This is a genomic window from Streptomyces sp. NPDC057616 (assembly GCF_042800575.1).
In the GTDB taxonomy this organism is placed as follows: domain Bacteria; phylum Actinomycetota; class Actinomycetes; order Streptomycetales; family Streptomycetaceae; genus Streptomyces.
Genome location: NZ_JBHVGU010000009.1, coordinates 1 through 26,564 on the forward strand (window position 1 = coordinate 1; position 26,564 = coordinate 26,564).

The following is a 26,564-nucleotide window of genomic DNA, read 5'->3' on the forward strand; positions in this document are numbered from 1 at the left end:
ACCTGACTGGGCCGCACCTGAAGGCTCACCCCGTGCAGGGCACGGATGTTGCCGTAGGACTTGCCCGCGTTGCGCAGCTCGACGATCACGCCGTCGTTCTCCGGCTCGGTGTCCGCGATGATCGCGCCGTGGGTTTCGGTGTTCTTGTCACTCATCGGGTCACCTCCGGGTCATGGTGCGCTGGACCCACAGATTGATCAGGACGGCGCCCAGGAGCATGACGCCGAGGAAGGCCTTGAACCAGTCGGGGTTCCAGCCGGCGTAGACGATGCCCTGCTGGACCATGCCGAACATGAAGGCGCCGAAGACGGGGCCGATCGCGGTGCCGTAGCCGCCGGTCAGGAGGCAGCCGCCGATGACCGCGCCGGAGATGTAGATCAGCTCGATGCCGACGCCCTCGCCGGACTGCACGGTGTTGAAGGAGAACAGCTGGTGCATGCCGACGAACCAGGCGCCGAAGCCGACCAGCATGAACAGCGAGATCTTGGTGAAGGCCACCGGGACACCGACCGCGCGGGCGCTGTCCTTGTTGCCGCCGACCGCGAAGGTCCAGTTGCCGTACTTGGTGCGCGTGAGCACCCAGGTGGCGATGACCGCGAACAGCAGCCACCAGAACACGGTGATCTTCACCTGGACGCCGCCGATGTCGAACGACGACGCGAAGACCTTACGGGCCTGGTCGAAGCCGTCCATGTTGCTGATGTCGTCGGTGGCGACATTGCCGGTGACCAGCTTGGTCACCGCGAGGTTGACGCCCTGGAGGATCAGGAAGGTGCCCAGGGTGACCAGGAAGCTGGGCAGGCCGGTCTTGACGACCATCCAGCCGTTGAAGAAGCCGATCGCGAGGGAGACCGCGAGGGCGGCGATCACACCGACCCACACGTTCATGGTGAGTTGGTAGGCGAGCATGCTCGCGGTCAGCGCCGAGGTGATCACCCCGACACCGGCGGACAGGTCGAACTCGCCGCCGATCATCAGCAGCGCCACCGGGATGGTCACGATGCCGAGGGTGGAGGACTGGTACAGGATGTTCGCCATCGCGCTGGCTTCCCGTACCGGGGGCGCCGCGATCAGGAAGAAGACGTAGACCGCGATGGCGCCGAGGAAGACGCCCACCTCGGGGCGGGCCAACGTCCTGACGAGCAGGGATCGTTGGCCCGTGCGGCCGTCGGCCTGCTGGGGGCCGGAGGCCGGCGGTGTGGTCACCGCCGGCTCAGCGTGTTGGGTCATACTCGTCACCGGGTGCCCTTCGCGGCGAACTGGGAGACGGCCGCGACATTGGACTTGTCGACGAACGCGGGACCGGTGAGCACCGGCGCCTCACCGCCGCCCATGTAGTTGCCGTTGTTCTTGTAGAGCCACAGCGAGTCGATCGCGAGGTAGCCCTGCAGGTAGGGCTGCTGGTCCACCGCGAACTGGATGGTGCCCTTGCTGATGGCGCTGGTGAGGTCCTTGTTGAGGTCGAAGGTCGCGACCTTCGCCTTGCTGCCCGCGTCCGACACCGACTGCACGGCCGTCAACGCGAACGGCGCGCCGAGGGTGGCGACGTAGTCGATGGAGGAGTCCTGCTTGAGCTTGGCGGTGATCGTCGACTTCACGGACGGCATGTCGGTGCCGTTGACGTTGAGCACCTCGCTCTTGCCGGAGAAGGTCTTCTTCAGGCCGTCGCAGCGCTGTGTGAGGCCGACGTTGCCCTGCTCCTGGACGACACAGACGACGTGCTTGGCGCCGACCTCGTTGAGCTTCTTGCCGAACGCCTCGCCGGCGACGCTCTCGTCCTGGCCGAAGAACGACATCAGGCCGAGCTTCTTCCAGTCGCTGACGCCGGAGTTGAGGCCCACGACGGGTATGTTCGCCGACTTCGCCTTGGCGACGACGCCCTTGAGGGCGTCGGGCTTGGCGAGGGTGACGGCGATGCCGTCGACCTTCTGGTCGATCGCGTTCTGCACCAGGTTGGACTGGTTGCCCGCGTTCGGGTCGGCCGAGTAGATCAGCTTGATGTTGTCCTTGGCCGCAGCGGCCTCGGCGCCCTTGCGGACGATGTCCCAGAAGGTGTCGCCGGGCGACTGGTGCGTGACCAGCGCGACGGTCATCCGGGGCGTGGTGGCCTTGCCCGCCGAGGCGTTGCCCCCGCCCTCCTCGGACTTCTTGCCCCCGGAGCTGCTGGAGCAGCCGGCGAGGGTCAGGGCTGCAGCCGCGGCCACCGCGACGACGGGGACGAGTCTGCGGGAGCGGGAATGAGAAACGCGGTCCATCTTTCCTGGCACCTCACTGTGCGTTGCGGGGGAAAGGAGAAGGGGATCACGAAGATCCGAACCCGGGATCTTGGCATGCCCGGGACGTGTGCCGCAAACGCGGCGGTCGGCCTGGGACGGGATCAAACCGCTGGCCGCGCCCGCTGTCAATACTTTGTTAAGACATCATTTCACCGTCAGGTCCGAATGTAAGTACAAACTATTGACAGCGCCACCCTTCGCGGCCTACACCTGGGATGCCGCAGGCCCCTGCGGAACCCGCATCCCACTCCGGCTCGAGGAGCGTGGCGCATGACCCGGTCAGCAGCACAGCCCTTCGACCTGATCACGATGGGCCGTATCGGAGTAGATCTCTATCCCCTTCAGTCGGGCGTGCCGCTGGCCCAGGTCGACACCTTCGGCAAGTTCCTGGGCGGTTCGGCCGCGAACGTGGCGGTCGCCGCGGCCCGGCTCGGCCGGTCCACGGCGGTGATCACCCGCACCGGCGACGACCCTTTCGGCACCTACCTGCACCAGGCGCTGAAGGAGTTCGGCGTCGACGACCGCTGGGTCGCGCCCGTCGCCGCCCGTCCGACGCCGGTGGCCTTCTGCGAGATCTTCCCGCCGGACGACTTCCCTCTGTACTTCTACCGGCAGCCTAAGGCGCCTGACCTGGAGATACACACCGAGGAACTGGACTTCTTCGCCATTCGGGCGACCCGGGTGTTCTGGATCACCGGCACCGGCCTGAGCGAGGAGCCCAGCCGCTCGGCCACGTTCGCCGCCCTCAAGGCGCGCGGCCGGGCGGGCACCACGGTCTTCGACCTCGACTGGCGCCCCGTGTTCTGGCGGGATCCGCGCCAGGCCCGCCCGTACTACGAGGAGGCGCTGCGGCACGCCACGGTCGCCGTCGGCAACCTCGACGAGTGCGAGGTGGCCACCGGCTTCCGCGAGCCGCGGGCGTGCGCCGAGGCGCTGCTGGCGGCGGGCGTGGAGCTGGCGGTGGTCAAGCAGGGCCCCAAGGGGGTGCTCGCGATGCACCGCGACGGCACCGTCGCCGAGGTCCCGCCGGTGCCGGTGGAGGTGGCCAACGGCCTCGGCGCGGGCGACGCCTTCGGCGGCGCGCTCGTCCACGGGCTGCTGTCCGGGTGGCGGCCGGCCGACACCGTGCGGCACGCCAACGCGGCCGGCGCCCTGGTCGCCTCCCGGCTCGCCTGTTCCTCCGCCATGCCCACCGAGGCCGAGGTCGAAGACCTCCTCGCGCGGGCCGCCGCCCGAAACGGAGCCCCCTGTTGACCCTCAGCATCCCCGACCTCGTATCGGTCAGGGCCCGGCATCCCGAGGCCGTCGCCGAAGCGGCCGCCCGGCGTACCCGCCGCCCACTCATGGGCGGTTCCGGCCGGCTGATGATCGTGGCCGCCGACCATCCGGCGCGTGGCGCGCTCGGCGTCGGCGACCGCCGGCTCGCCATGGCCGGCCGCGCCGACCTGCTGGAGCGGCTGTGCCGCGCGCTCTCCCGGCCGGGCGTGGACGGGGTGCTGGCCACCGCCGACATCCTGGAGGACCTGCTCCTGCTCGGCGCGCTGGAGGACAAGGTCGTCATGGGCTCGCTGAACCGCGGCGGGCTGCAGGGCGCGCGCTTCGAGCTCGACGACCGCTTCACCGGCCACCGCCCGCGGGACATCGAGCGCATGCGCTTCGACGCGGGCAAGCTGCTGCTGCGCATCGACCACGCCGACCCGGGCTCGCTGACCACCCTGGAGTCGGCCGCCCGCGCGGTCGACGAGATGGCGGCCCGCCGCCTCCCCCTGTTCATCGAGCCGTTCATCTCCCGCCGGATCGCTGGGAAGGTCACCAACGACCTGTCCGCCGAGGCGGTCACCAGGTCCGTCGCCATCGCCTCGGGCCTGGGCGGCACCTCGGCCTGCACCTGGCTGAAGCTGCCCGTCACCGACGACCCGGACGACATGCGTGAGGTCCTGGAGACCTCCACCCTTCCGGCCGTACTGCTCGGCGGCGACGTGGGGGATTCGGCAACGGACCGGGCCGGCGCGTACGAGCGGTGGCGCAAGGCCCTCGCGCTGCCGACCGTGCAGGGCCTGGTCGTGGGCCGCTCGCTGCTCTACCCGGCCGAGGGCACTGTGGAGACCGCGGTGGACACGGCCGTCGGCCTGTTGTGACCTGGCGTTGTGACACGGAGGAACGCAATGACGTATCACCTTCCCGCAGGCAAGGCCCTCGGCGGCCCCTACGTCGTGGACGTCTCGCCCGAGAAGGCCGGCTGGGGGTACTCCAGCCTGCGCGTGCTGGAACTGCCGCCGGGCGGCACGCACGGCTTCGACACCGGCGACAGCGAGTGGATCGTGCTGCCGCTGAGCGGCGGCTGCACGGTCGCGGCCGCCGACGACTTCGGCCATGACACCTTCGAACTCATCGGCCGCGCCGACGTGTTCAGCGGCGTCACCGACTTCGCCTACGTGCCCAGGGACGCCCGTACGACGATCACGTCCGCCGAAGGCGGGCGGTTCGCGTTCACCGGGGCCCGCTGCACCCGGCGGCTGCCCGCCCGCTACGGCCCGGCCTCGTCCGTGCCGGTGGAGCTGCGCGGCACCGGCAACTCCTCCCGGCAGGTCAACAACTTCGGCGCGGCCGGCGTCTTCGAGTGCGACAAGCTCATCGCGGTCGAGGTCATCACCCCGGGCGGCAACTGGTCGTCCTTCCCGCCGCACAAGCACGACGAGCACCGGCCCGGCGAGGAGTCCGTCCTCGAAGAGGTCTACTACTTCGAGTTCGCCGGCCACGACGGCACCCCCGGCCTCGGCTACCAGCGCGTCTCCCCCTCGGGGCACGGCCGCAACACCGACGTCCTGGCCGAGGTGCGCGGCGGCGACGTCGTGCTGATCCCCGACGGCTGGCACGGCCCGTCGATGGCGGTGCCCGGCCACCACATGTACTACCTCAACGTCATGGCGGGCCCCGAGCCCGAGCGCGCCTGGCTGATCTGCGACCACCCGGACCACGCCTGGGTGCGCGGCACCTGGCCCGAGCAGCCCGTCGACCCCCGTCTCCCCCTCTACACGGCACCGGAGCAGTCCTGATGAGCACCCCCACCCGCCGCCTGACCGTCGCCCAGGCCCTGGTGCGGTTCCTGTCCGTCCAGTACACCGAGCGCGACGGCGTACGCCACCGGCTGATCGCCGGCACCTGGGGCATCTTCGGCCACGGCAACGTCGCCGGGATCGGTCAGGCCCTGCTGGAGGCCGGCGAGCAGGCGATGCCCTTCCACCAGGGCCGCAACGAGCAGGCCATGGTGCACGCGGCCGTCGGCCACGCCCGCCAGCTCGACCGGCTCTCCGCGCAGGCGGTCACCACCTCCATCGGCCCCGGCGCCACCAACCTGGTCACCGGCGCCGCCCTCGCCACCATCAACCGCATCCCGGTGCTGCTGCTGCCCGGCGACTACTTCGCCACCCGCGCGGCCGACCCGCTGCTGCAGCAGCTGGAGCACCCCACCGAGGCGGACGTCTCGGTCAACGACACGCTGCGGCCGGTCTCCCGCTACTTCGACCGCGTCACCCGTCCCGAGGCCCTGATCCCGACGGCCCTCAACGCCATGCGGGTCCTCGCCGACCCGGCCGAGACCGGCGCGGTCACCCTGGCCCTCCCCCAGGACGTGCAGGCCGAGGCGTACGACTGGCCGGAGGAGTTCTTCGCCGAGCGCGTGTGGCACGTACGGCGTCCCGCGCCCGACCCGGTCGAGCTGGCCGAGGCGCTGTGGGCGATCCGGGCCGCCGAGCGCCCGCTGATCGTCGCGGGCGGCGGCGTCCACCACAGCCAGGCCGAGGAGGCGCTGAAGGCCCTCGTGGACTCCACCGGCATCCCGGTCGCCTCCACCCAGGCGGGCAAGGGCGCGCTGCGCCACGACCACCCCGCCGACCTGGGCGGCATCGGGCACACCGGCACCGCGGTCAGCGACGACATCGCCCGCACCGCCGACCTCGTGATCGGCGTCGGTACCCGCTACACCGACTTCACCACCGCCTCCCACACCCTCTTCCAGAACCCGGACGTGCGGTTCGTCAACCTCAACATCGCCGCGTTCGACGCCCACAAGCTGGCGGCGCGCACCCTCGTGTGCGACGCACGGGCGGGTCTGCAGGCCCTGCTCGAAGGGCTGGCCGACCACCACGTGGGCGTCGAGTACGAGGCCGAGTACCGCGCGGGCAAGGCGCGTTGGGAGCAGGTCGTGGAGGCGGTCTACACCGCCGCCGACGACAGCGGCGTGCCGACCCAGACGCAGGTGCTCGGCGCGCTGGACGCGGTCGTCGGCGACGACGACGTGGTGATCAACGCGGCCGGCTCGCTCCCCGGCGACCTGCACAAGCTGTGGCGGGCGCGCGGCAGGCGCCAGTACCACCTGGAGTACGGCTACTCCTGCATGGGCTACGAGATCCCGGCCTCGATCGGTGTCCAGCAGGCGGCGCCCGGCACCCCGGTGTGGGCGCTGGTCGGCGACGGCACCTACCTGATGATGCCGACGGAGATCGTCACGGCCGTCCAGGAGGGCCTGCCGGTCAACCTCGTCCTCCTGCAGAACCACGGCTACGCCTCCATCGGCGGTCTGTCCGAGACGGTCGGCGGCGAGCGCTTCGGCACCGCCTACCGCTACCGCGCCGCCGACGGCACCTTCTCCGGCGCCCCGCTCCCCGTCGACCTCGCGGCCAACGCCGGCAGCCTCGGCATGGACGTCCTGCGCGCCAAGACGGTCCGCGAACTGCGTGAGGCGCTCGCCACCGCCCGCGCCTCCGACCGGCCCACCTGCGTCTACGTCGAGACCGACACCGCCGGCCCGGCCGCTCCCGGTGCCGAGGCCTGGTGGGACGTGCCGGTCGCCGAGACCGCATCCCGCGAGGCCGCCGTCCAGGCCCGAGAGGCGTACGACCGGCAGGTCGCCGACCGGCGCCGCCACCTCTGAACTCCCCGTATGTGAAAGGCACGTGCACCGTGAAGACCATCACCCACTGGATCGGCGGCAAGCCCGTCGAGTCCGCCTCCGGCCGCTACGGCGCCGTCTACGACCCGGCCACCGGCGCGCAGGAGAAGCAGGTCGCGTTCGCGAGCGTCGACGAGGTGGACGCCGCCGTCGCCGCCGCGAAGGCCGCGTTCGAGAGCTGGGGCGCCTCGTCACTCGCCCGGCGCACCGCGATCCTGTTCAAGTACCGCGAACTGCTGGACGCGCACCGCGACGAGATCGCCGCGCTGATCACCGCCGAGCACGGCAAGGTCCACTCCGACGCGCTCGGCGAGGTCGCGCGCGGCATGGAGATCGTCGAACTGGCCTGCGGGATCAGCGTGCAGCTGAAGGGCGAGCTGTCCACACAGGTCTCCACCCGCGTCGACGTGGCCTCGATCCGCCAGCCGCTGGGCGTGGTCGCGGGCATCACGCCGTTCAACTTCCCGGCCATGGTGCCGATGTGGATGTTCCCGATCGCCATCGCGTGCGGCAACACCTTCGTGCTCAAGCCGAGCGAGAAGGACCCCTCGGCCTCCTTCCGGCTGGCCGAACTGGCAGCCGAGGCGGGCCTGCCCGACGGCGTGCTGAACATCGTGCAGGGCGACAAGGTCGCCGTGGACCGCATCGTGGAGCACCCGGACATCGAGGCGGTCTCCTTCGTCGGCTCGACGCCGATCGCCAAGTACATCCAGCTCAAGGCGGTCGAGCACGGCAAGCGCGTGCAGGCGCTGGGCGGTGCCAAGAACCACATGCTGGTCCTGCCCGACGCCGACCTCGACTTCGCCGCCGACCAGGCGATCAACGCCGCGTACGGCTCGGCGGGCGAGCGCTGCATGGCGGTGTCGGTCGTCGTCGCGGTCGGCGACACCGGCGACGAGCTGGTCGCCAGGATCGCCGAGCGGGCGAAGAACCTGCGCATCGGCCCGGGTGACGACCCCTCCTCCGAGATGGGCCCGCTGATCACCCGCGAGCACCGGGACAAGGTCGCCTCGTACGTGTCCTCGGCGGCCGAGCAGGGCGCCGAGGTCGTCGTGGACGGCACGGGGTACACGGTCGAGGGCCACGAGGACGGCTTCTTCCTCGGCGTCTCGCTCCTGGACCGGGTGCCGCTGACGGCGGACGCCTACCGCGACGAGATCTTCGGCCCGGTGCTGGCCGTGGTGCGTGCCGAGTCGTACGACGAGGCCATCAAGCTGATCAACGACTCCCGCTGGGGCAACGGCACCGCGATCTTCACCCGGGACGGCGGCGCCGCCCGCCGCTTCCAGCTGGAGGTGAAGGCGGGCATGGTCGGCGTGAACGTGCCGATCCCGGTGCCGGTCGGCTACCACTCCTTCGGCGGCTGGAAGGACTCCCTCTTCGGCGATCTGCACGTCTACGGCAACGACGGCGTCGCGTTCTACACCCAGGGCAAGGTGATCACCACGCGCTGGCCGGACCCGGCCGACGCGGGCATCAACCTCGGGTTCCCGAGCCACTCCTGACGCAGCATCAATTCATCAGAGGGAGGGACGCCATGGCGAGGACCGGCGCCACCGCACGTGCCGCGACGGCCGCACTCGACTCGCTGGACTTCGCCCTGGACCGGGGCAGTCCGGTGCCGTTGTACTACCAGCTCGCGCAGCAGCTGGAGGCGGCGATCGAACACGGGGTCCTCGCCCCGGGAAACCTCCTGGGCAACGAGATCGACCTGTCGACCCGGCTCGGCCTGTCCCGGCCGACCGTCCGCCAGGCGATCCAGTCCCTGGTCGACAAGGGCCTGCTGGTGCGCCGCCGCGGCGTCGGCACGCAGGTGGTGCACAGCCAGGTCAAGCGCCCCCTCGAACTCAGCAGCCTCTACGACGACCTGGAGGCGGCGGGGCAGGGCCCGACCACGCAGGTCGTGCGCAACGAGTGCGTCGCCGCGTCCCCCGACGTGGCGGCCGCGCTCGGCATCGCGGAGGGCAGCGAGGTCATCGTCCTGGAACGGCTGCGCCTGACGCACGGCCAGCCGGTGGCCCTGCTGCACAACTACCTGCCCGCGGCCCTGCTCGACCTGGACACCGCCCGCCTCGAGGCGACGGGCCTGTATCGGATGATGCGCGGCGCCGGCATCACCCTGCACAGCGCCCGCCAGACCGTCGGCGCCCGCTCGGCCACCGCCGACGAGGCGGGCCGTCTCGACGAGAAGGAGGGCGCCGCCCTGCTCACCATGCAGCGCACGGCGTACGACGACACGGGCCGCCCGGTCGAGTACGGGACGCACATCTACCGGGCGTCGCGCTACGCGTTCGACTTCCAGCTGCTGGTCAGCCGGTGATGCGGCTGCCGGACATGCCGTTGCACGACCCGTTCGTGCTCGCCGACGCCGGGACGCGTACCTACCACCTGTACACCTCCAACGACCCCTCCGTGTCGGGCGTGGAGGGCACGGGCACGATGGTCTACCGCAGCCGGGACCTGTACGACTGGCTGGCCCCTGTCGTGGTCTTCCGGACGGCCGACCAGCCGGAGCTCTGGGCGAGCGACGGCGGCTGGGCCCCCGAGGTGCACCAACTGGGCGGCAGGTACTACCTGTTCACCACGCTGCACAACGAGGACAGGCCGCTGCCGGTGCCGGCGGCCGGCCGGTACGGCACGCCGTTCCCGCTGCGCAACCACATGCGCGGCACCATCACCGCCGTGTCCGGCTCACCGCTGGGCCCCTTCACCGTCGTCGACCCCTCGCGCCCCACCCCGCCCGCGCACCTGATGACGCTCGACGGCACGCTGTACGTCGACCTGTCCGGACAGCCCTGGCTGGTGTACGCGCACGAGTGGCTGCAGACGATCGACGGCACCATGGAGGCGGTCCGGCTCGCCCCGGACCTGACCGGGACGCTCGGCGACCCGGTCCTCCTCTTCAAGGCCTCGGACGCCGGCTGGCTCGGCGAGCAGATCCCGGCCGGCGTGCCGCACCAGCTCGCGCCGTACGTCACCGACGGCCCCCAGCTGCACCGGGCCCCGGACGGGGCGCTGCTGATGCTGTGGTCGACGTACGAGAAGAACGTCGCGGGTGCGGACGGCACGATCGGCGGCGGCTACGTGCAGACCTACGCCGTCTCCACGTCCGGTGATCTGCAAGGGCCTTGGGAGCAGCGGCGGCCGCTGGTCCGCGAGGACAGCGGGCACGGCATGCTGTTCCGCACGTTCGACGGCCGGCTGATGATGATCCTGCACCGCCCCTTCGAGCACGCGCGCGGAAAGCTGTACGAGATGCGGCTCGACGGGCACGAACTGCGGGTGCTGCGGCGGCGCGAGGACCTCGACGGCGGCGGTTGACGGGCGGCCTGCGGGGTCAGCCCGCCGTCGTCCAGGGCCGCAGCTTCTCCGGGTTGCGCACCGCCCAGATGCGGCTGATGCGGCCGCCCGCGAGACCGAACGCCATGACCACCGCGATCGTGCCGCCCTGCTGGGCCACCAGGCCGGGCTGCCCGTTCACCGTCCGCTCCTGGAACGTCAAGTCCGGTGCACGGTCGCGGAGTTCGACCAGGTAGCGGGCGATGGGGCCGCTGCCGTGCACCGGGTGCGGCTCGGCGCTGACCAGGCCGCCGCCGTCGCCGACCGCCGTGGCGTCGGGGTCGAGGACGCCGACGAGGGCGTCGATGTCCTTGGCCTCCCAGGCCTCCTTGAAGGCCCGGACGACCTCCGAGGACGCCGCGGCCGGGGCCGCGGACGGCTGCGCCTCGCTGATCCGGCGCCGGGCCGAGGTGGCCAGCTGGCGGCAGGCCGCGGGACTCCGGCCGACGATCTCGGCGACGTCGGCGAAGGGATAGCGGAAGACGTCGTGCAGGATGAACGCGACACGCTGGGCGGGGGTCATCGACTCGAGCACGACGAGGAAGGCCATGCTGAGCGACTCGCCGAGGGTGACCCGGTCGGCCGGGTCCGCGCCGGTGCCGCCCGACCATCCGGTGATCCACTCCGTACGGCCGGGCAGCGGCTCCGGGATCCACTCGCCGACGTAGCTCTCCCGCCGGACCCGGGCCGAGCGCAGCAGGTCGAGGCAGATGCGGCCGGCGACCTTGGTCAGCCAGGCGCCGGGCGACACGACGGCCTGCCGTTCCCGCTGGGTCATGGCGTACCAGCGGGCGTAGGTCTCCTGCACCACGTCCTCGGCGTCCGCCAGCGAGCCGAGCAGCCGGTAGGCGAGATTGATCAGCTGCCGGCGCTCGCTCATCACCGCGGTCAGGCTCGGGTCGGGCGGGCCTTCTCCTGGCCCGGACTGGCTGGTCATGGTGCGACGGCTCCCTCGGTCGGATCGGTCCTCACAGGTTCGACGACGCGGCGTCCCGGAGTGTGAGCCGCATTCTCCCGGTCACATTCCGGGGCGCTGTTCCGTCGTACCGGGCATGACGACCACGATTCCCGCCGGCACCGAGCTGACCGGCGACTACGTACTCGACACCACCCGCACGCGGCTCGCCTTCGTCGGCCGCTCCCTGCTGCTCGTGAAGGTGCGCGGCCACTTCGACGACTTCGAGGGCAGTGCGCACCTGGACGGCGACGACCCGTCGCGCTCCGGCGCGCGGCTCACGATCCGGGCACGCAGCATCCAGACCCACCACCAAAAGCGCGACGACCATCTGCGCAGCGGCGACTTCCTCGCGGCGGACGACCACCCGGTGATCACCTTCGCGTCGACGGGCGTGCAGCGCGTCTCCGATGCCGACTTCGCGGTCACCGGCGACCTGACCGTCCGCGACGTGACCAGGCCCGTCACCGTGCGGCTGCGGCTGACCGGCGCCGAGAGCGATCGGCCGGGCGGCTACCGCGTCGGCTTCACGGGCCGGGCGACGATCGACCGCACGGAGTGGGGGATCACCTGGGGCAGGGGCATGGTCGGCAGGAAGGTGACGCTGGAGTTCGAGGTCGCGGCGAGGCGGCCGTAGCCGGTCGCGGGCTCAGTGCAGGTCCGCGCCGGCGGGATGTCCGCCCAGCGGGCGGTCGGTGACCGGCCGTCCCTCGGCGACGCCGTCGGCCGTGGGGCCCTCGTCCTCGGGCCCTGCGTCCTCCGGTCCCTCGGCGAGGAAGCCCCCCGACTGGTGCTGCCACAGCTTGGCGTACGCGCCCTCGGCCGCGAGCAGCTCCTGGTGGCTGCCCTGTTCCACGATCCGGCCGCGGTCCAGGACCACGAGCCGGTCCATGGTGGCGACCGTGCTCAGCCGGTGTGCCACCACCAGCGCCGTACGTCCCTCCATGAGCCGCCACAGCGCCGCCTGCACGAGGATCTCGCTCTCCGAGTCGAGGGCGCTGGTCGCCTCGTCGAGCAGCAGGACAGGTGCGTCGCGCAGGATCGCCCGGGCCAGCGCGACCCGCTGGCGCTGGCCGCCGGAGAGCTTGATGCCGCGCTCGCCGACCATCGTGCCGAAGCCGTCCGGCAGGGCGTCGGCGAACTCCGTGACATGCGCCGCCTCGGCCGCGCGGCGGATCTCGGCGTCGGTGGCGTCGGGCCGGGCGAAGGCGATGTTGTCGCGCAGGGTGCGGTGGAACATCGCCGGGTCCTGCGGCACGTAGGCGATCATGCCGCGCAGGTCGGCCTGGCGCAGGGTGCTGATGTCCTGGCCGCCGACCAGGATCCGGCCGCCCTGCACGTCGGTCATCCGCAGCAGCAGCCGGGTCAGGGTGGTCTTGCCGCCGCCGGACCGGCCGACGAGGCCGATCTTCGTCCCGCTGGGCACGGCCAGCTCCAGGTCCCGGAAGAGCGGGTCCCCTCCCCCGTGGGCGAAGGTGACGCGCTCGAAGCGGACGTCGGCGGGCCCCGGCAGCAGCGGCTTGGGCTCGGCCGGGTCGACCACGGTCGGCCTGACCAGCAGCAGCTCGGTGAACTGCGCGGCCTCCGTCATCGAGCTCTCCAGGCGGCGGTAGATCTGGTTGAAGTCGAACATGATCTTCGTCGCGTTGGTGTAGTACGTGAAGGCGACGACGACGGCCTCCACGCCGTGTCCGTGCCCGCCTCCGCTGAGCGCGACCGCCAGCAGCAGGCCCAGCACGTTGGTCAGGACGGACATCGGTGCGACCAGCGTGTCGATGCGCAGGTTGCCGTAGTCCCACGACTTCAGCATGAGCCGGCGCGAGTGGGCGACGCGGCGCCGGTGCTCCGCGGCCTCCATGGGCTCGGCGGCGAACGCGCGCACCGTGTCCATGTTCATCAGGCTGTCGGCGACATGCCCAGACACCCGGGCGATGGCCTCCTCGCGCTGGTCGACGAGCGCCTGGCGGCGTCGGATGAGCGGCGCGACGCACACCGCCGTCAGCGCGATCATCGCCAACAGGCCTACGACGAGCAGGGGTTCGTACCGCCACAGCACCACCGACCCGAACGCCAGCGGCACGACGCTGCCCAGCACGTTGAAGGTCAGCGTGTCGGCGAAGTCCTCGAAGCGCGAGGCGAAGCTCAGCACGCGCTTGGTCAGCGCCCCGGCGAAGTTGTCGTGGAAGAACGCGGCGTCCTTGGCGAACAGCTCGTCCATCCCGATCACGTACAGATGCTCGACACCGAGGGCGTCCAGGCGGTTCAGGCAGTGCAGGCCGACGCGCCAGAGCACCTCCGCCAGCAGCAGGATGCCGGCGAAGCAGAGGACGTAGGGCAGGGCGGACCGGACGCCGCTGCCGCCGTCCGCGGCGATACGGCTGACGAGCTTGGCCACGACCAGCGGCGCGACGTAGTTGATGCCGATGTTGCCGACCGCCGGCAGGAGCATGGCGGGCACCGTCAGCAGCCGCAGCCGGGCCAACTCCCGTCCGTAGTAACGAAGCGCCAGGCGCACGGAGCCCCTGCGCGGTGGAACCTCAGGCGATTCAGGTAATCCCATCCCGATCCCGTCCGGTCGTGGCAATACGGGCGGACAAGCAAGGGAGTCTCCCGCGCCGGCGGGTGCGGAGTCCAAGCGTTTTCCCGTGCCGACGGTGAGCGCGGACGCGGCCCGTCGCTGCGATACTGACCACCGTGTCGTCCCTGGAAGGCACCCTCCTGCGGCAGGTCGCCGCCGATCCGCAGGGGCTGCCCGAGCAGCTGGCCCTGTTCGCCGTGCGGCACCTGGGCGAGACGGCCCGGCGCACGGTGGCCGCGCTGCCCGAGGGCGTGGCACCGCGAGAGGCGCGCGCGCAGGTGATCCGGCGCGGCCACCGGGCGGCCACGACCGAGGGGGCCTTCGTCGGCGGTCCGTTCCTGCTGCTCATCCCCGCCGCCTTCTGCGCCGCGCTGCTGCGCCAGTCCCGTATCGTCCTGGAGCTGGCCGCCCTGGACGGCCGCGATCCGACGGACCGGGAACGCGCCTGCGAACTCCTCGTGCTGCAGGGCGTCCACGAGGACGAGACCGCCGCGCGGGCGGCCCTGGACGCGTACCGCCCGCGCCCGGCCGGACGCCGGCCCCGTCCGGCCTCCCTGTGGGACCTGACCCTGCGCATGGCCCGCCTGCTGGGCCTGATCACCCCGAACGGTTCCGCCGCCCGGACCCGGTGGACGGTGCAGGCGGCCCGCTGGCTGCTGGTGGGCGTGGTCTTCCTGACGGGCCTGGTGGCCCCGCTGGTGTGGCTGCCGTACATGGCCGCCTCCTACGACCGCGCCACGACCCGCCTCACCGACCGCGCCGCGCGCTACTACTTCGCCGATGTCCCCGTCCCCACCCGCCGGCGCCTGGAGCCGGCCACGCTGGCGAGCGCGGGGCGCGCCCTGCTGTCGCTGCTCGTCCCGATCGCCATGGTCGTCGCCGTCCTCGCCACCGACCTGCGCATCGCCGGCAGCAACTGGCCGGTGCTCGGGATCGCGCTGACCGTGACGTCGCTGGTGGTGGGCGCCGTGTGGCTGTGGCGGCGGACGGTCCGGCGGCGCCGGGAGCGGCCCTAGCGGCCGGGAGGCGGACCGTCCCGCAGGTACGCGAAAGGCCGCTCTCTCGGTGAGAGAACGGCCTCCGACCTGCGCGAACGCTGGTCGGGACGACAGGATTTGAACCTGCGACCCCTTGACCCCCAGTCAAGTGCGCTACCAAGCTGCGCCACGTCCCGGTGCGCTTCGCGTGGTGAACCACGTGATCGCGCGGACAGTACTTTACCCCACGTCGGGGCCCGCTTCCGAAGCGGGCCGCGGGGGCGCGGGACAATCGGTGCCATGGACAGCAGCGCATCCTCAGCAGACGCGGGACGGCCGGTGGCCGCGCGCGACCGGGACGGTGAGGGGCGGGCGCGCAACGCGCGGCCCCGGGACGGTCTCGGGCGGCCGCTGCCGTACGGCGCGCAGGGGGTGGAGCGGCAGCCGGAGGGCGTCGTGCGGACCCCGGAACGGACCGTCGCCGAGGCGCAGGAGCTGCTGGACGCGGGGAAGCCCTTCCATGCGCACGAGGTGTTCGAGGACGCCTGGAAGTCGGGCCCTCAGGAGGAACGGACCCTGTGGCGGGGCCTGGCGCAGATCGCCGTGGGGCTGACGCATTCCGCCAGGGGGAACCTCACGGGCGGCGTCCGGCTGCTGCGGCGCGGCGCCGGGGCCGTCGACGAGTGGGCCGCCGCATCGGGGCGGCGGCGGCCGCACGGGATGGATCTGGCGGGGATCGCCGGCTGGGCGCGGGAGCTGGCCGCCGAGGTGGAGGCGGACGGCCGGACCGTGGACGCCGGGGCCCGGGCACCCCGGCTGCGCGGGCGGACCCCTTAGGTCAGCGCCGTCGGTGGCGTACGGCAGACTCGGGGTGTGCGAAAGATTCATGTCATCGGTATCGGCTCCGGCGACCCCGACCAGCTGACGTTGCAGGCGGTCAGGGCGCTGCGGAGCACGGACGTGTTCTTCCTGCTCGACAAGGGCGAGGTGAAGGACGACCTCACCCGGCTCCGCCGGGACATGCTCGACGCACACATACCGGACCCGGCGTCGTACCGCCTGGTCGAGGCGCGCGATCCGGAGCGGGATCGCACGGCCGGGGGCGCGGCCTACTCCCCCGCCGTCGGGGACTGGCGCAGCGCCCGTGCGGACATCTACCAGCGGCTGATCACCGAGGAGCTGGGCGAGGACGAGAGCGGCGCCTTCCTGGTGTGGGGGGATCCCGCCCTCTACGACAGCACGCTCGGGATCCTCGAGGAGGTGCGGGAGCGCGGCGGCGTCGACTTCGCCTACGACGTCGTGCCCGGCATCAGCAGCGTCTCGGCGCTGGTCGCGCGGCACCGTACGGGGCTCAACCGCGTGGCCCGGCCGGTGCAGATCACCACCGGGCGGCGGCTGTCCGAGGGCTTCCCGGAGGGGGTCGACGACGTCGTGGTGATGCTGGACGCGCACCAGTCGTTCCGGCGGTATGCGGGTGAGGACATCGACATCTACTGGGGTGCGTACATCGGCACCCCGGACGAGATCCTCGTCTCCGGGCCGATCGCCGAGGCCGGGCCGGAGATCGAGCGGGTGCGGGCCGAGGCGCGGGAGCGCAAGGGCTGGATCATGGACACGTATCTGCTGCGGCGGCACCCCGGGACGTGAGCGGGTGCGGGTCCGGCAACTCCCCTCTCCTCAAGGTGAGTTGATACCCAGCCGGTCCAGGACCCTCGCCACGTCCGGCACCGCGTCCGCGCCCTCCGGCAGCTGTGGCCGGCGCACCACGACGACCGGCAGGCCGAGGTGGCGTGCGGCCGTGAGCTTGGCGGCCGTCGCCGCTCCCCCGCTGTCCTTCGTGACCAGGACGTCGATCAGGTACTCGCGCAGCAGCGTGGTCTCGTCGGCGACCGTGAACGGACCGCGGGCGAGCAGGACTTCGGTGTGCTGGGGCATCGGCGGCTCGGGGGGCTCGACCGACCGTACGACGAAGTGCAGGTCCGTCAGGTGCGCGAAGGCGGCGAGGCCGAGGCGGCCGGTGGTCAGGAACGCGCGGGAGCCGAAGCGGGGCAGCAGGTCCGCCGCCGCGGGGAGCGACGGGACCATGTGCCAGTGGTCCTCGGGGCCGGGCAGCCAGCCCGGGCGGCGCAGCACGACCGCGGTCACACCGCTCGCCGCCGCGGCCCGGGCGGCGTTGAGCGTGATGCCCTCGGCGAAGGGGTGCGTGGCATCGACCAGGGCGTCCACGTGCTGCTCACGCAGCCAGTCGGCCAGGCCCTCCGCACCGCCGAAGCCTCCGACGCGCACGTCCCCGGCCAGCGCGCCGGGCCGGTTCACGCGCCCCGCAAGGGAGGTGGTGACCCGCACACCGGGACACGCCGCCAGCACGGCGGCCAGCTCACGGGCCTCGGTGGTGCCGCCGAGGATCAGCACGTGGGGGGACATGGGGAGAGCGTACGAGGCCGGGACGGGGAGGAACCCGCGAGGGCCCACCGGGGACCGCGCCGGCCGCCGTCCGACATCGGCCGCTCGGCCCCCGCCTCCGAACACTATGAACAGAACGATCAGAGCGTGGTTCCCGGCCCTTGCCCTCCCTAGCATCGCCGCCGACGGCGCGACGCGGCGCCGACGAGGACGAGGAGCAGCGTCTTGGAGACGACGAGAACGCGCGCACCGATCCGCGCGGCGAGCCGGCGCCGGCGTACCGGAGTGCTCGCCTGTCTGGCCGCCGTGGGGGCCGCGCTGTCCGGCGCGCCGGCCGCGCAGGCGGGTACGGCACCGCCGGCGGCCGTGGCGTGTCCGGCCGAACTCGGCGCGAAGGCCACCTGCTACACCGGCCAGGACGGCAACGGCGCGGCGTACGCGATCGCCGTCCCGAGGAACTGGAACGGCTCTCTGGTCGTGCACGCCCACGGCGGCCCCGACCTCGGCGCCGGCTCGGACCCGCAGCGCAGCGTCGACGACCTGGCCCGCTGGTCGGTGATGGTCGACCAGGGCTACGCGTGGGCCGGCTCCTCCTACCGCCGCGGCGGCTACGGCACACGGATGGCCGCGGAGGACACCGAGAACGTACGGCGGCTGTTCGTGGCGCAGTTCGGCACGCCGAAGCGGACGTACGTCCACGGACAGTCCTGGGGCGGGGACGTGGCCGCCAAGGTCGTGGAGACGTACGGACGCAGGAACGGCCCCTACGACGGGGCGCTGCTCACCAGCGGTGTGCTGGGCGGCGGGTCCCGGGGCTACGACTACCGGGTCGACCTGCGCGTCGTCTACCAGTACTACTGCCACAACCACCCCCGCCCGACGGAGCCGCAGTACCCGCTCTGGCAGGGGCTGCGCGCCGACTCGACGATGACGACGGCCGGGCTGCGCTCCCGGCTCCAGGAGTGCACCGGCTACGCCTCGCCCGCCGAGGAGCGCACCGCGCTGCAGCAGCGCAACCTCGACGACATCCTGGCCGTCACCCGCATCCCCGAGCGCACGCTGGAGTCGCATCTGCGGTTCGCGACCTTCACCTTCCGGGACATCGTGCGCGACCGCCTGGGCGGCCGCAACCCGTTCTCCGACAAGGGTGTGTGGTACTCCGGTTCGCACGACGACAAGGCCCTCAACGCCGGTGTCGAGCGGTTCTCCGCCCACCCGACCGCCGTACGCGACCTGTCCTACGACAGTGATCTCACCGGCAAGGTGTCGATCCCCGTGCTCACGCTGCACGCGATCGACGATCCGACGGCGTTCGTGGAGCACGAGGCGGCCTATCGGGCCACGCTGCAGGGCGCGCACCGGGACCAGTACCTCGTGCAGTCCTTCACCGACGAGCACGAGCACAGCGAGCTGAGCAACGCGGAGTACGCCAACTCGATCACCGCGCTCGACAGCTGGGTGCGCACCGGCCGGAAGCCGACGCCCCGCTCGCTCGCGGACTCGTGCGGCGCCTTCGACCGGACGTACGGGACGGGCTGCTTCTACGAGCCCGGCTTCCACCCCTCCGCGTACGCCACGCGCGTGCGGCCGCGGCCGGGCGGGCTGCGCTGGCCCGCGATGACGGCGGCCCAGGAGAAGGCGTGGAGCGGGATCGACGGGGTCGGCATCGCGCCCTGACCGACCGGACACGCCGAAGGGCGGCCCCCCCCTCACGGGAGGCCGCCCTTGCGCGGTTCGTCAGCCCTGGCGGGCCTTGAAGCGCGGGTCCTTCTTGTTGATCACGTAGACCACGCCGCGGCGGCGGACCACCTGGGCCCCGGGCTTGGACTTCAGTGAGCGCAGTGAGTTGCGCACCTTCATGGTTCTGCTCTCCTAGTGACGCGTCGCGGTGCGGCCGTAGCGGCGCTCGAAGCGCTCCACCCGGCCCGCGGTGTCCAGGACCCGCGACTTCCCGGTGTAGAAGGGGTGGCTCGCCGACGAGATCTCGACGTCGATGAGCGGGTAGGTGTTCCCGTCCTCCCACTCGATCGTCCTGGCCGAGTCGGCGGTCGAACGGGTCAGGAACGCGGTGTCCGCGGCGCGGTCGCGGAAGACCACGAGCCGGGAGTCGGGATGGATGCGGGGCTTCATGGGGTTACCTCCTCGGTGCCCTGTGCGTCGAGCTGCGCAGGTGGGTTCAGCGCTCCTCGCGGAACGCGACGTGCTCGCCGGCCACCGGGTCGTACTTGCGCAGAACCAGTCGGTCGGGGTGGTTGCGGCGGTTCTTGCGGGTCACGTAGGTGACGCCGGTTCCGGCCGTCGACTTCAACGTGACGACGGGGCGCGCCGTGCTGCGTGCCATGAGGTCCTCCCTTCGCCCACGCCCTGGATCCTTGATCCGAGCATGTCAATCACAGTGTCTGTAACGCACTCACCCCCCGCCGCATTCCCGCCCCCGCGACGCCCTCCCGCGGGGCTCAGCGCAGCAGGAGCTGGAGGCCACCGACGATCGTCGCCGCGATGACGAGCTGCTCGAAAAGGCGCTGGTTGATGCGATTCACGGCCCACTTGCCGAGGAGCGCGCCGGGGACGACGAAGACGGCGAGGGCGGCGTCGAGCAGCAGCGAGGAGCCGTCGATGAGGCCGAGTCCGGCACTGAAGGGGACCTTGGACACGTTCACGATGAGGAAGAAGAACGCCGACGTGCCCAGGAAGCCGAGCTTCCGGAATCCCGCCGACAGCAGGTACATCGACATCACGGGGCCGCCCGCGTTGGCGACCATCGTGGTGAAGCCGCCGAGGACGCCGTAGGAGCGGGCCTTGGCGCGGCCGGAGCGCGTGGCCACCGCGTCCGGCTCCTCCTCGGCCTCCGCGGTGCGGCGCCGCCAGATCGTCACGCCCGCCATCAGCAGCAGGATCGCGCCGATCGAGGTGCGGACGATCGCGTCGTCGGCCCACACCAGGAACAGCGTCCCGAAGACCACGCCCGCCGCGACGGCCGGGAACAGCCGCCACAGGGTCGGCCAGTGCGCGTGCCGGCGGTAGGTGAGGACGGCCAGGACGTCGCCGACGATCAGGATCGGCAGAAGCACGCCCGTGGAGGCGCGGGCGGGCAGGACCGCCGCGAAGATGGCGAGGCTGACCGTGTTGGCCCCGCTCACGGCGGTCTTGGAGAAGCCGACCAGGAGTGCGGCGAAGGCGAGGGCGGCGAACTCCCAGCCGGATATGTGCCAGAGCGTCATCGTGTCCATGCGGTGACCGATGGTATGTGCAGACATACGGTCCTGTAAGTGCCGTCTCGCCTGATGGCCCTTCCACGCCCGGCGGATCCGGATCATGCTGAGGGCCGCGCACCACAGCGGCATCACCGTTCGCCGACGCAGCTGGAGGAGAGAGATGGCCGACGCCCGCGAGCACGTCCTGACCGGCACCCGGGGCACGATCACCGTCCGCGAATGGCCGCGGGAACGGCCGCGGTACGTCGCCCTCGTCGCGCACGGGTACGGCGAGCACGTAGGCCGGTACGCGGAGTTGGCCGGGGTGCTGCACGAGCACGGCGCGGCCGTCCTCGGGCCCGACCACATGGGCCACGGCAGGTCGGCGGGCGAGCGGGTGGTGATCGAGGACTTCGAGGACGTGGTCACCGACGTCCACGCCGTGGCCGAGCTGGCCCGCGCCGCGTACCCGGGCGTGCCGCTCGTCCTGATCGGGCACTCCATGGGAGGCCTGATCGCCGCCCGCTACGCCCAGCGCCACGGCGACGAGCTCGCCGCCCTCGTGCTGTCCGGGCCGGTGATCGGCGCGTGGGAGCTGCCGGGGCGGCTGCTGGCGCTCGACGAGATCCCCGACACGCCCATCAGCCCGGCCGCGCTCTCCCGGGACCCCGCGGTCGGGGCTGCGTACGCCGCCGATCCGCTGGTCTGGCACGGCCCGATGAAGCGGCCGACGCTCCAGGCGTTCGAGCGGACGCTGGGCACCGTCGCGCGGGGCGGTGGCATCGGCCGGCTCCCGCTGCTGTGGGTGCACGGCGACGACGACCGGCTGGTCCCCCTCGCCGGCAGCCGCGTCGGCGTGGAGGGGCTGCGCGGCGACCATCTCACCGAGCGGGTCTACGCCGGAGCCCGGCACGAGGTCTTCCACGAGACCGACAAGGCGGAGGTCTTCGCGGACCTCGTCCGGTTCCTGGACGGCGTGCTCACCGGCTGAGACGCCGCCGAGGCCCGCGTGGAGCCCCCGCGCGGTGTTTGCACCCCCTGGACCTGGGCACTCGCGGCTCATGGAGTGGTTGCGCAGCGCGACCTGCGCGGGCGGCGGACCCGCGGGAGCGGGTGTGGGGGATCCGCGCGGAGGCACGCGCCGCACCGCTCCCCAGCGGCAGGCACTACGCCAGAAGGAGCAGCACCCTATGACTGTGGTGAAGAGCACGCTTCCGGAACCGGCCCGCAAGGTCGCCGGCGAGGCTCTGCAGGACACTCTCGTGGATCTTCTCGGGCTCTCACTGATCGGGAAGCAGGCGCACTGGAACATCGTGGGCCCGCGCTTCCGCTCGATCCACCTCCAGCTCGACGAGGTGGTGGACACGGCGCGCACCTACGCCGACACGGTGGCCGAGCGCGCCGCCGCGCTGGGCGTGCCGCCGGACGGGCGGCCCGAGACGGTCGCGACGGGCTACACGCTGCCCGGCCCCAAGGTGGGCTGGCTGCGCGACACGGAGGTCGTCCAGGTGGTCGTGGACGCGCTGGAGGCGGCGATCGGGCGGCTGCGCGAGCGCATCGCCGCGACCGACGAGCCGGACCCGGTCACCCAGGACCTGCTGATCTCCCTCACCGCCGAGCTGGAGAAGCAGCGGTGGATGTTCGACGCCGAGAACTGGCCGCGCGAGGACTGACCCAGGGCGCCCGCGGACCGGAGTACACACCGACGGAAAGAGGTGCTCGATGACCGACGCCCTCGAACTCGACGCGCTGTGGGAGGAGTTCCACCGCGTGGTGAACATGACCTCGCAGGAGCTGGCCGCCTGGCTGCGGGTGGCCGACGCCGGGGAGACCACCGAGCCGCTGCCCGACCGGGCGGGACCGCCGACCGGTCAGCACGTCCTCGCCATCCTGCAGAAGCGCCGCACCGATCTCACCGACGACGACCTCCACGTCATGTACGAGGTGGTCGACACGGTGACCGAGCAGGCCGACCTCGAGAACGAGCCCGATGCCGAGGACTCGGACCGCAGGCACCGGCTGATGACGATCGGCCACGACCCGCTGAAGCCGTGACCGACCGGACGAGCGTGGTGCGCGCGCTCGTCGGGGCGCACGGGCGGACGTACGCCGAAGAGGCCGGCATCCGGCTCAAGGACACGCCCCAGCCGCTGTACCAGGTGCTCGTCCTCGCTCTGCTGTTCAGCGCCCGCATCCGCGGCTCCATCGCCGTGGACTCGGCCCGTGAGCTGTACGGCGCGGGTCTGCGCGACCCGCGCCGTATGGCCGCGGCCGACTGGCAGGAGCGCGTGGACGCGCTGGGCCGCGGCGGCTACCGGCGCTACGACGAGCGCACCGCCACCCAACTCGGCGACGGCGCGGAGCTGGTGAGCGAGCGGTGGGGCGGCGACCTGCGCCGGATGCGCGCGGAGGCGGACGGCGACACCGGCGCCCTGCTGGCCCTGCTCCAGGAAGTGCCGGGCATCGGCCCGGCCGGCGCCGGCATCTTCGTACGCGAGGCCCAGCGGGTGTGGCCGGAGTTCGCGCCCTACCTGGACGCCAAGGCCCTCGACGGCGCGCAGCGGCTGGGCCTGCCGACGGACCCCGACCGGATCGTGCAGCTCGCGGGCGACACCGAACCGGCCGTGCTCGCGGCCGCGTTGGTGCGGGCCGCACTCGACAAGGACGTGGCGGAGGACAGCCTGCGGCGCGCCTCGTGAGCGTGGGCGGGCTCGGGTGTCAGGTATGACCGCCGTCCCGGAGGAACTCCGCCGGCGTGCTCAGGTCCCGCCCGCCGACGCCCTTCCGACGCCGCCTCGCCCTGCGTGCCGGGGCCCCTCGCGCCGGTCGCTTCGGCCTTCGCCCGCGTGCGGTTGTACGCCCTCACGGGTAAGCCCGCGCCGTGCCGCCATGGTGCCGCCATGGCCGCGCCCATCCGGCCCGTGCCGATCACCGGCACGCGGCCCGCCGTCGCCGGCCCCGGTGCCGCTCACCCCAGCAGCCACCCCCCGTCCACGCTCAACTCCACCGCGTTGACGGACCTGTTGCGCAGCAGGAAGTCCACGGCATCCACGACGTCCGCCATGGTGGCGAGGCGTCCGGTCGGGGTCCGCGCCCGCAGTCCGGCCAGCACCTCCTCCGGCTTGTCCCGCCAGTACGGGCTGTCGCCGACGACGCCCGGGTGGACGGCGTTGACGCGCACCGGGGCGAGTTCGACCGCGAGGGTGTTCACCAGGCCCCGTACGCCCGCGTTGACGGTCGCGACCGTCGTGGCGCCGGGGTAGGGGCGCTCCTTGGCCTGGCCGCCGAACAGGACGATCGCGCTGTCGTCGTGCATCTGGGGCCGCAGGCGGTGGACGACCTCGGTGTAGCCGACGAGCTTGAGGGTCACCAGCCGCAGGGCGGCGGTGATGTCGTACTCCGTGGCCCGGTTCTCGTCCCGGGAGATGCCCGCGAGGACGAGGTGGTCGACGCGTCCGACGTCCGAGAGCGCCCCGGCGAGCTCGCGCGGCCGGGACAGGTCCAGGGCGAGGCCGCGGGCGCCGATCTCCTTGGCGACGGCGTCGGCGCGGTCGGCGTCGCGGCCGGTGAGGACGACCTCGTCGCCCCGTTCCGCGCGCACGCGTGCCAGCTCGCGGCCGATGCCCGACGTGCCGCCGACGACCACCAGGCTGCTCATGACTCCAGTGCCTCCCTCAGGTACTCCCAGTCCCGGGTGAACCGGTACGAGTGACGCGACGGCGGCTGCGGCGCCTGCGTCTCCAGCCAGCGCAGCGGCCCCTGACCGGCGTTGGCGAAGCCGTGCACGCAACCGCCGCCCGCCCAGGCGCAGTCGCCGGGCCCGAGCCGGTACCGTTCGCCGTCGAAGACCGCGTCGGCCTCCCCTTCGAGGAAGTAGTACGTCTCCTCGAAGGGGTGGTCGTGCGTGCCCGCGACGCCGTCGGGCGCGTACTGGACCATGAACATCGTCGAGGCGACCGCGCCGAGGTCGCCGTCGACCATCATCTTGACCGTGATGCCGCTGTACACGAGCAGCGCGGTGCGCATGCTCGCGGAGACGGCCAGCAGGTCCTGGGACTGCTTGCCCGGGTCCATCTGGGCGGGTTCGAAGTGGCCGAAGGAGCGGGTGCGCGGGTCGCGGACGTCGGGACGCACGGGGTGGTGCCCGGGCAGGTCGCGCACCGCCTGGGTGTCGTGCCCGTAGCGGGCCCGTGGCACGGGCGCGAGCATGTCCGCCCAGCGCGCGGCGGTGTCGCCGGCGCCGCGCCAGGCGTGCGGGACGCCCGTCGGGAGGATGCCGTAGTCGCCCTGCTCGAGGAGGTGGGAGCCCTCCGGCACGTCGAGGATCACCGTGCCGTCGAGGACGTGGAAGCTCTCCTCGTACGAGTGCACGTGCGCCGGCACCCGGCCGTCCGGCAGCAGTTCGCACACGCCGAAGCCGGTGTGCACGCTGCCGTCGTCCTCCCCGACCAACTCCCTTCGTCGGTAGCCCAGTTGGTCGTAGGACGGCTCGGGCACCCGCGCGGCCCGTCGCACCAGATGCCGGGTCATGCCGTCGCCTTCGCCTCCTTCGCCGCCAGCAGGCGGTCGCGGGACTCCTCGACGAGCCGGCGGGCCCGCGCGACGTCGGCCAGCAGCTTGCCGTCGCGCTTGCAGATCTCGCCGTCGACGATGACCGTCTCGACGTTGGAGACGTCCGCGCACAGCGTGACCGCGGCGGCCGCGTCGTGCACCGGCGCCATGTTCAGCGCGGTGGCGTCGAGGGCGACGACGTCGGCGCGCTTGCCGGGGGTCAGGGAACCGGTGCGGTGCTCCAGTCCCGCGACATGCGCGCCGTTGACCGTCGCCGTCTCCAGCATCCGACGTGCCGTCAGCATCGTTGCGGGGACGGGCACATCGGCCTGCCAGCACTCGGCGTTGACCCGGGCCCGCTCGGCGCCGAAGGCCGCGCGGATCTGGGTGAACATGTCGCCGGGCACGGTGGTGACGACGTCGATGCTCAAGCTGGGCCGCAGACCGTGCTCGACGGCCTTCATCACGGGTGGCCAGCCGTGCCCCATCTGGGTCTCCACCTGCGGTGCGATCGAGACCGTACCGCCGCTGTCGGCGACCATCCGCCACTCGTCCTCACTGAGGTAGCAGCAGTGGATGTAGGTGGTGTCGGAGCCGAGGAGCCCCATCTCGTGCAGCTGCTTGACCATGCCGAAGCGGCCGGCGAGCCGTCCCATGGCCACGTGCACGGTGATGGGGATGCCCAGTTCGCGGGCGAGCGCCCACTCGGAGGTGACCACGTCGTTCAGGCAGAAGCCGGGGCCGCGGGTGGCCAGCGCCATGGTCAGCAGGCCGTCGTCGGAGCCGAAGTACTTGGCGCGGATCCGGCGTACGTCGTCCCCGGGGATCGCGATCTTGCTCTCGAACCAGTAGTCGGCGAGGGAGGTGTTGGCGCTGCCGTAGGCGTACTGGGCGCGGATGCCGCTGTCGCCGAGCGCCTGGATCGCCGCGTCCGGGTGGTCGGGGGTGTTGTTGATGTGGGACCAGTCGACGAGCGTGGTGATGCCGGCGTTGAGGCATTCCAGGGCGCCGGCGAGGTTGGCCGCGTAGACGTCCTCGGGCGTGTACAGCGGCGCGAAGGTGTCGAGGATGTCGACGAAGTAGTCGTCGAGGGTGGCGTCGGGGGCCACGCCGCGGATCGAGGCCTCCCAGGTGTGGCGGTGGGTGTCGACGAAGCCGGGCAGCACGATGCGCCCGGTCATGTCGAGGACCTCGGCGTCCGCGCTGATCTCCGGCTGCACCGCCACGATCCGGCCGTCCTCGATCAGGACGTCACCCTTCGGGAGGTCCCCGACGGAGGCGTCCATGGAGATCACGTGCCCGGCGCGAAGGAGTTTCCGATCGGTCATCGCGCTTCCTCC

The 26,564-nt window shown here is 72.2% G+C and carries 28 protein-coding genes, 1 tRNA gene and 2 pseudogenes; 16 read left to right on the forward strand and 15 right to left on the reverse strand.

Features of this window, described 5'->3' with window-relative positions:
- The 3 genes and pseudogenes from ACFU97_RS12815 to ACFU97_RS12825 form a co-directional block, all read right to left on the reverse strand.
- Positions 1-155: pseudogene (locus ACFU97_RS12815) on the reverse strand (sugar ABC transporter ATP-binding protein); the annotation flags it as partial.
- 4 nt (positions 156-159) lie between these two features.
- Positions 160-1,230: an ABC transporter permease gene (locus ACFU97_RS12820; protein WP_384254726.1), complete on the reverse strand. Its 1,071-nt coding sequence runs from the start codon at positions 1,228-1,230 to the stop codon at positions 160-162.
- Positions 1,231-1,235: 5 nt separating this feature from the next.
- Positions 1,236-2,255, reverse strand: a complete 1,020-nt coding sequence (locus tag ACFU97_RS12825) for a sugar ABC transporter substrate-binding protein (protein ID WP_384254729.1) — start codon at positions 2,253-2,255, stop codon at positions 1,236-1,238.
- Between the two features lie 291 nt (positions 2,256-2,546).
- Here ACFU97_RS12825 and iolC point away from each other — a divergent pair, with 291 nt between their 5' ends.
- From iolC to ACFU97_RS12860, 7 genes are read left to right on the forward strand one after another with little or no spacing between them, the layout of a single operon-like run.
- Positions 2,547-3,530, forward strand: a complete 984-nt coding sequence (iolC, locus tag ACFU97_RS12830) for a 5-dehydro-2-deoxygluconokinase (protein ID WP_384254731.1) — start codon at positions 2,547-2,549, stop codon at positions 3,528-3,530.
- Positions 3,527-4,414 carry a deoxyribose-phosphate aldolase gene (locus tag ACFU97_RS12835; RefSeq protein WP_384254733.1) on the forward strand — a complete coding sequence of 296 codons (888 nt, stop codon included), beginning with the start codon at positions 3,527-3,529 and terminating at the stop codon, positions 4,412-4,414. The genes iolC and ACFU97_RS12835 overlap by 4 nt, the downstream gene beginning before the upstream one ends.
- 27 nt (positions 4,415-4,441) lie before the next feature.
- Positions 4,442-5,332, forward strand: coding sequence for a 5-deoxy-glucuronate isomerase (gene iolB, locus ACFU97_RS12840; RefSeq protein ID WP_384254736.1), 891 nt, complete (start codon positions 4,442-4,444; stop codon positions 5,330-5,332).
- Complete coding sequence (gene iolD / locus ACFU97_RS12845) at positions 5,332-7,209, forward strand: 3D-(3,5/4)-trihydroxycyclohexane-1,2-dione acylhydrolase (decyclizing) (protein ID WP_384254738.1); 1,878 nt, start codon at positions 5,332-5,334, stop codon at positions 7,207-7,209. Before iolB ends, iolD begins: the two co-directional genes overlap by 1 nt.
- A 29-nt stretch (positions 7,210-7,238) precedes the next feature.
- Positions 7,239-8,732: a CoA-acylating methylmalonate-semialdehyde dehydrogenase gene (locus ACFU97_RS12850; protein ID WP_384254740.1), complete on the forward strand. Its 1,494-nt coding sequence runs from the start codon at positions 7,239-7,241 to the stop codon at positions 8,730-8,732.
- 32 nt (positions 8,733-8,764) lie between these two features.
- Positions 8,765-9,547, forward strand: a complete 783-nt coding sequence (locus ACFU97_RS12855; protein WP_384254743.1) for a GntR family transcriptional regulator — start codon at positions 8,765-8,767, stop codon at positions 9,545-9,547.
- Entirely contained in the window at positions 9,547-10,548 is a 1,002-nt protein-coding gene (locus ACFU97_RS12860; RefSeq protein WP_384254745.1) for a glycoside hydrolase family 43 protein, read from the forward strand. The genes ACFU97_RS12855 and ACFU97_RS12860 overlap by 1 nt, the downstream gene beginning before the upstream one ends.
- 16 nt (positions 10,549-10,564) lie before the next feature.
- On the opposite strand, the gene sigJ is transcribed toward ACFU97_RS12860, so the two are convergent.
- Positions 10,565-11,503, reverse strand: a complete 939-nt coding sequence (sigJ, locus tag ACFU97_RS12865) for an RNA polymerase sigma factor SigJ (RefSeq protein ID WP_384254747.1) — start codon at positions 11,501-11,503, stop codon at positions 10,565-10,567.
- 115 nt (positions 11,504-11,618) lie between these two features.
- Here sigJ and ACFU97_RS12870 point away from each other — a divergent pair, with 115 nt between their 5' ends.
- Complete coding sequence (locus ACFU97_RS12870; protein WP_384254750.1) at positions 11,619-12,158, forward strand: YceI family protein; 540 nt, start codon at positions 11,619-11,621, stop codon at positions 12,156-12,158.
- A 12-nt stretch (positions 12,159-12,170) separates the two neighbouring features.
- On the opposite strand, the gene ACFU97_RS12875 is transcribed toward ACFU97_RS12870, so the two are convergent.
- The gene (locus tag ACFU97_RS12875; protein ID WP_384254752.1) at positions 12,171-14,081 is read right to left on the reverse strand and encodes an ABC transporter ATP-binding protein; all 1,911 of its coding nucleotides are present in this window, start codon (positions 14,079-14,081) and stop codon (positions 12,171-12,173) included.
- A 134-nt stretch (positions 14,082-14,215) separates the two neighbouring features.
- Here ACFU97_RS12875 and ACFU97_RS12880 point away from each other — a divergent pair, with 134 nt between their 5' ends.
- Entirely contained in the window at positions 14,216-15,115 is a 900-nt protein-coding gene (locus ACFU97_RS12880; protein WP_384254754.1) for a hypothetical protein, read from the forward strand.
- An 81-nt stretch (positions 15,116-15,196) separates the two neighbouring features.
- On the opposite strand, the gene ACFU97_RS12885 is transcribed toward ACFU97_RS12880, so the two are convergent.
- Positions 15,197-15,273 (reverse strand) — tRNA-Pro (locus ACFU97_RS12885).
- A 103-nt stretch (positions 15,274-15,376) separates the two neighbouring features.
- On the opposite strand from ACFU97_RS12885, the gene ACFU97_RS12890 reads away from it, so the two are divergent.
- Positions 15,377-15,913 (forward strand): DUF309 domain-containing protein, encoded by a 537-nt coding sequence (locus tag ACFU97_RS12890; RefSeq protein ID WP_384254756.1) that lies wholly within the window; start codon positions 15,377-15,379, stop codon positions 15,911-15,913.
- A gap of 36 nt (positions 15,914-15,949) precedes the next feature.
- Positions 15,950-16,723: a precorrin-6A synthase (deacetylating) gene (cobF, locus tag ACFU97_RS12895; RefSeq protein WP_384254758.1), complete on the forward strand. Its 774-nt coding sequence runs from the start codon at positions 15,950-15,952 to the stop codon at positions 16,721-16,723.
- A 30-nt stretch (positions 16,724-16,753) separates the two neighbouring features.
- On the opposite strand, the gene ACFU97_RS12900 is transcribed toward cobF, so the two are convergent.
- On the reverse strand, positions 16,754-17,500 hold the full coding sequence (locus ACFU97_RS12900) for a cobalt-precorrin-6A reductase (RefSeq protein WP_384254760.1): 747 nt from the start codon (positions 17,498-17,500) through the stop codon (positions 16,754-16,756).
- A gap of 204 nt (positions 17,501-17,704) precedes the next feature.
- Here ACFU97_RS12900 and ACFU97_RS12905 point away from each other — a divergent pair, with 204 nt between their 5' ends.
- Positions 17,705-19,156, forward strand: a complete 1,452-nt coding sequence (locus ACFU97_RS12905) for a hypothetical protein (RefSeq protein ID WP_384254763.1) — start codon at positions 17,705-17,707, stop codon at positions 19,154-19,156.
- A gap of 60 nt (positions 19,157-19,216) precedes the next feature.
- Here the strand turns inward: ACFU97_RS12905 and ykgO are convergent, their stop codons facing one another.
- From ykgO to ACFU97_RS12925, 4 genes are all read right to left on the reverse strand, one after another.
- On the reverse strand, positions 19,217-19,339 hold the full coding sequence (ykgO, locus tag ACFU97_RS12910; RefSeq protein WP_384254765.1) for a type B 50S ribosomal protein L36: 123 nt from the start codon (positions 19,337-19,339) through the stop codon (positions 19,217-19,219).
- A 12-nt stretch (positions 19,340-19,351) separates the two neighbouring features.
- Entirely contained in the window at positions 19,352-19,609 is a 258-nt protein-coding gene (locus ACFU97_RS12915) for a type B 50S ribosomal protein L31 (protein ID WP_384254767.1), read from the reverse strand.
- Between the two features lie 46 nt (positions 19,610-19,655).
- Positions 19,656-19,820: a 50S ribosomal protein L33 gene (gene rpmG / locus ACFU97_RS12920; RefSeq protein WP_384254769.1), complete on the reverse strand. Its 165-nt coding sequence runs from the start codon at positions 19,818-19,820 to the stop codon at positions 19,656-19,658.
- A gap of 115 nt (positions 19,821-19,935) precedes the next feature.
- The gene (locus ACFU97_RS12925) at positions 19,936-20,709 is read right to left on the reverse strand and encodes a sulfite exporter TauE/SafE family protein (RefSeq protein WP_384254771.1); all 774 of its coding nucleotides are present in this window, start codon (positions 20,707-20,709) and stop codon (positions 19,936-19,938) included.
- 145 nt (positions 20,710-20,854) lie between these two features.
- Here ACFU97_RS12925 and ACFU97_RS12930 point away from each other — a divergent pair, with 145 nt between their 5' ends.
- The 4 genes from ACFU97_RS12930 to ACFU97_RS12945 all read left to right on the forward strand — a co-directional run bounded on the left by ACFU97_RS12930 (position 20,855) and on the right by ACFU97_RS12945 (position 23,372).
- A complete protein-coding gene (locus tag ACFU97_RS12930; protein ID WP_384254774.1) occupies positions 20,855-21,664 on the forward strand; it encodes an alpha/beta hydrolase in 810 nt (269 codons plus the stop codon).
- 199 nt (positions 21,665-21,863) lie between these two features.
- Positions 21,864-22,346, forward strand: a complete 483-nt coding sequence (locus ACFU97_RS12935) for a Dps family protein (RefSeq protein WP_384254776.1) — start codon at positions 21,864-21,866, stop codon at positions 22,344-22,346.
- 49 nt (positions 22,347-22,395) lie between these two features.
- Positions 22,396-22,728 carry a DUF3140 domain-containing protein gene (locus tag ACFU97_RS12940; protein WP_384254778.1) on the forward strand — a complete coding sequence of 111 codons (333 nt, stop codon included), beginning with the start codon at positions 22,396-22,398 and terminating at the stop codon, positions 22,726-22,728.
- Positions 22,725-23,372 (forward strand): endonuclease, encoded by a 648-nt coding sequence (locus ACFU97_RS12945; protein WP_384254781.1) that lies wholly within the window; start codon positions 22,725-22,727, stop codon positions 23,370-23,372. The genes ACFU97_RS12940 and ACFU97_RS12945 overlap by 4 nt, the downstream gene beginning before the upstream one ends.
- Positions 23,373-23,497: 125 nt before the next feature.
- Here ACFU97_RS12945 and ACFU97_RS12950 read toward each other — a convergent pair.
- The 4 genes and pseudogenes from ACFU97_RS12950 to ACFU97_RS12965 form a co-directional block, all read right to left on the reverse strand.
- A pseudogene (locus ACFU97_RS12950) lies at positions 23,498-23,611 on the reverse strand (NAD(P)-binding domain-containing protein); the annotation flags it as partial.
- A gap of 30 nt (positions 23,612-23,641) precedes the next feature.
- Complete coding sequence (locus tag ACFU97_RS12955; RefSeq protein WP_384254783.1) at positions 23,642-24,331, reverse strand: SDR family NAD(P)-dependent oxidoreductase; 690 nt, start codon at positions 24,329-24,331, stop codon at positions 23,642-23,644.
- Complete coding sequence (locus tag ACFU97_RS12960) at positions 24,328-25,203, reverse strand: cupin domain-containing protein (RefSeq protein WP_384254786.1); 876 nt, start codon at positions 25,201-25,203, stop codon at positions 24,328-24,330. Before ACFU97_RS12960 ends, ACFU97_RS12955 begins: the two co-directional genes overlap by 4 nt.
- Positions 25,200-26,552 (reverse strand): amidohydrolase family protein, encoded by a 1,353-nt coding sequence (locus ACFU97_RS12965; RefSeq protein ID WP_384254788.1) that lies wholly within the window; start codon positions 26,550-26,552, stop codon positions 25,200-25,202. Before ACFU97_RS12965 ends, ACFU97_RS12960 begins: the two co-directional genes overlap by 4 nt.
- Between the last annotated feature and the right edge of the window lie 12 nt (positions 26,553-26,564).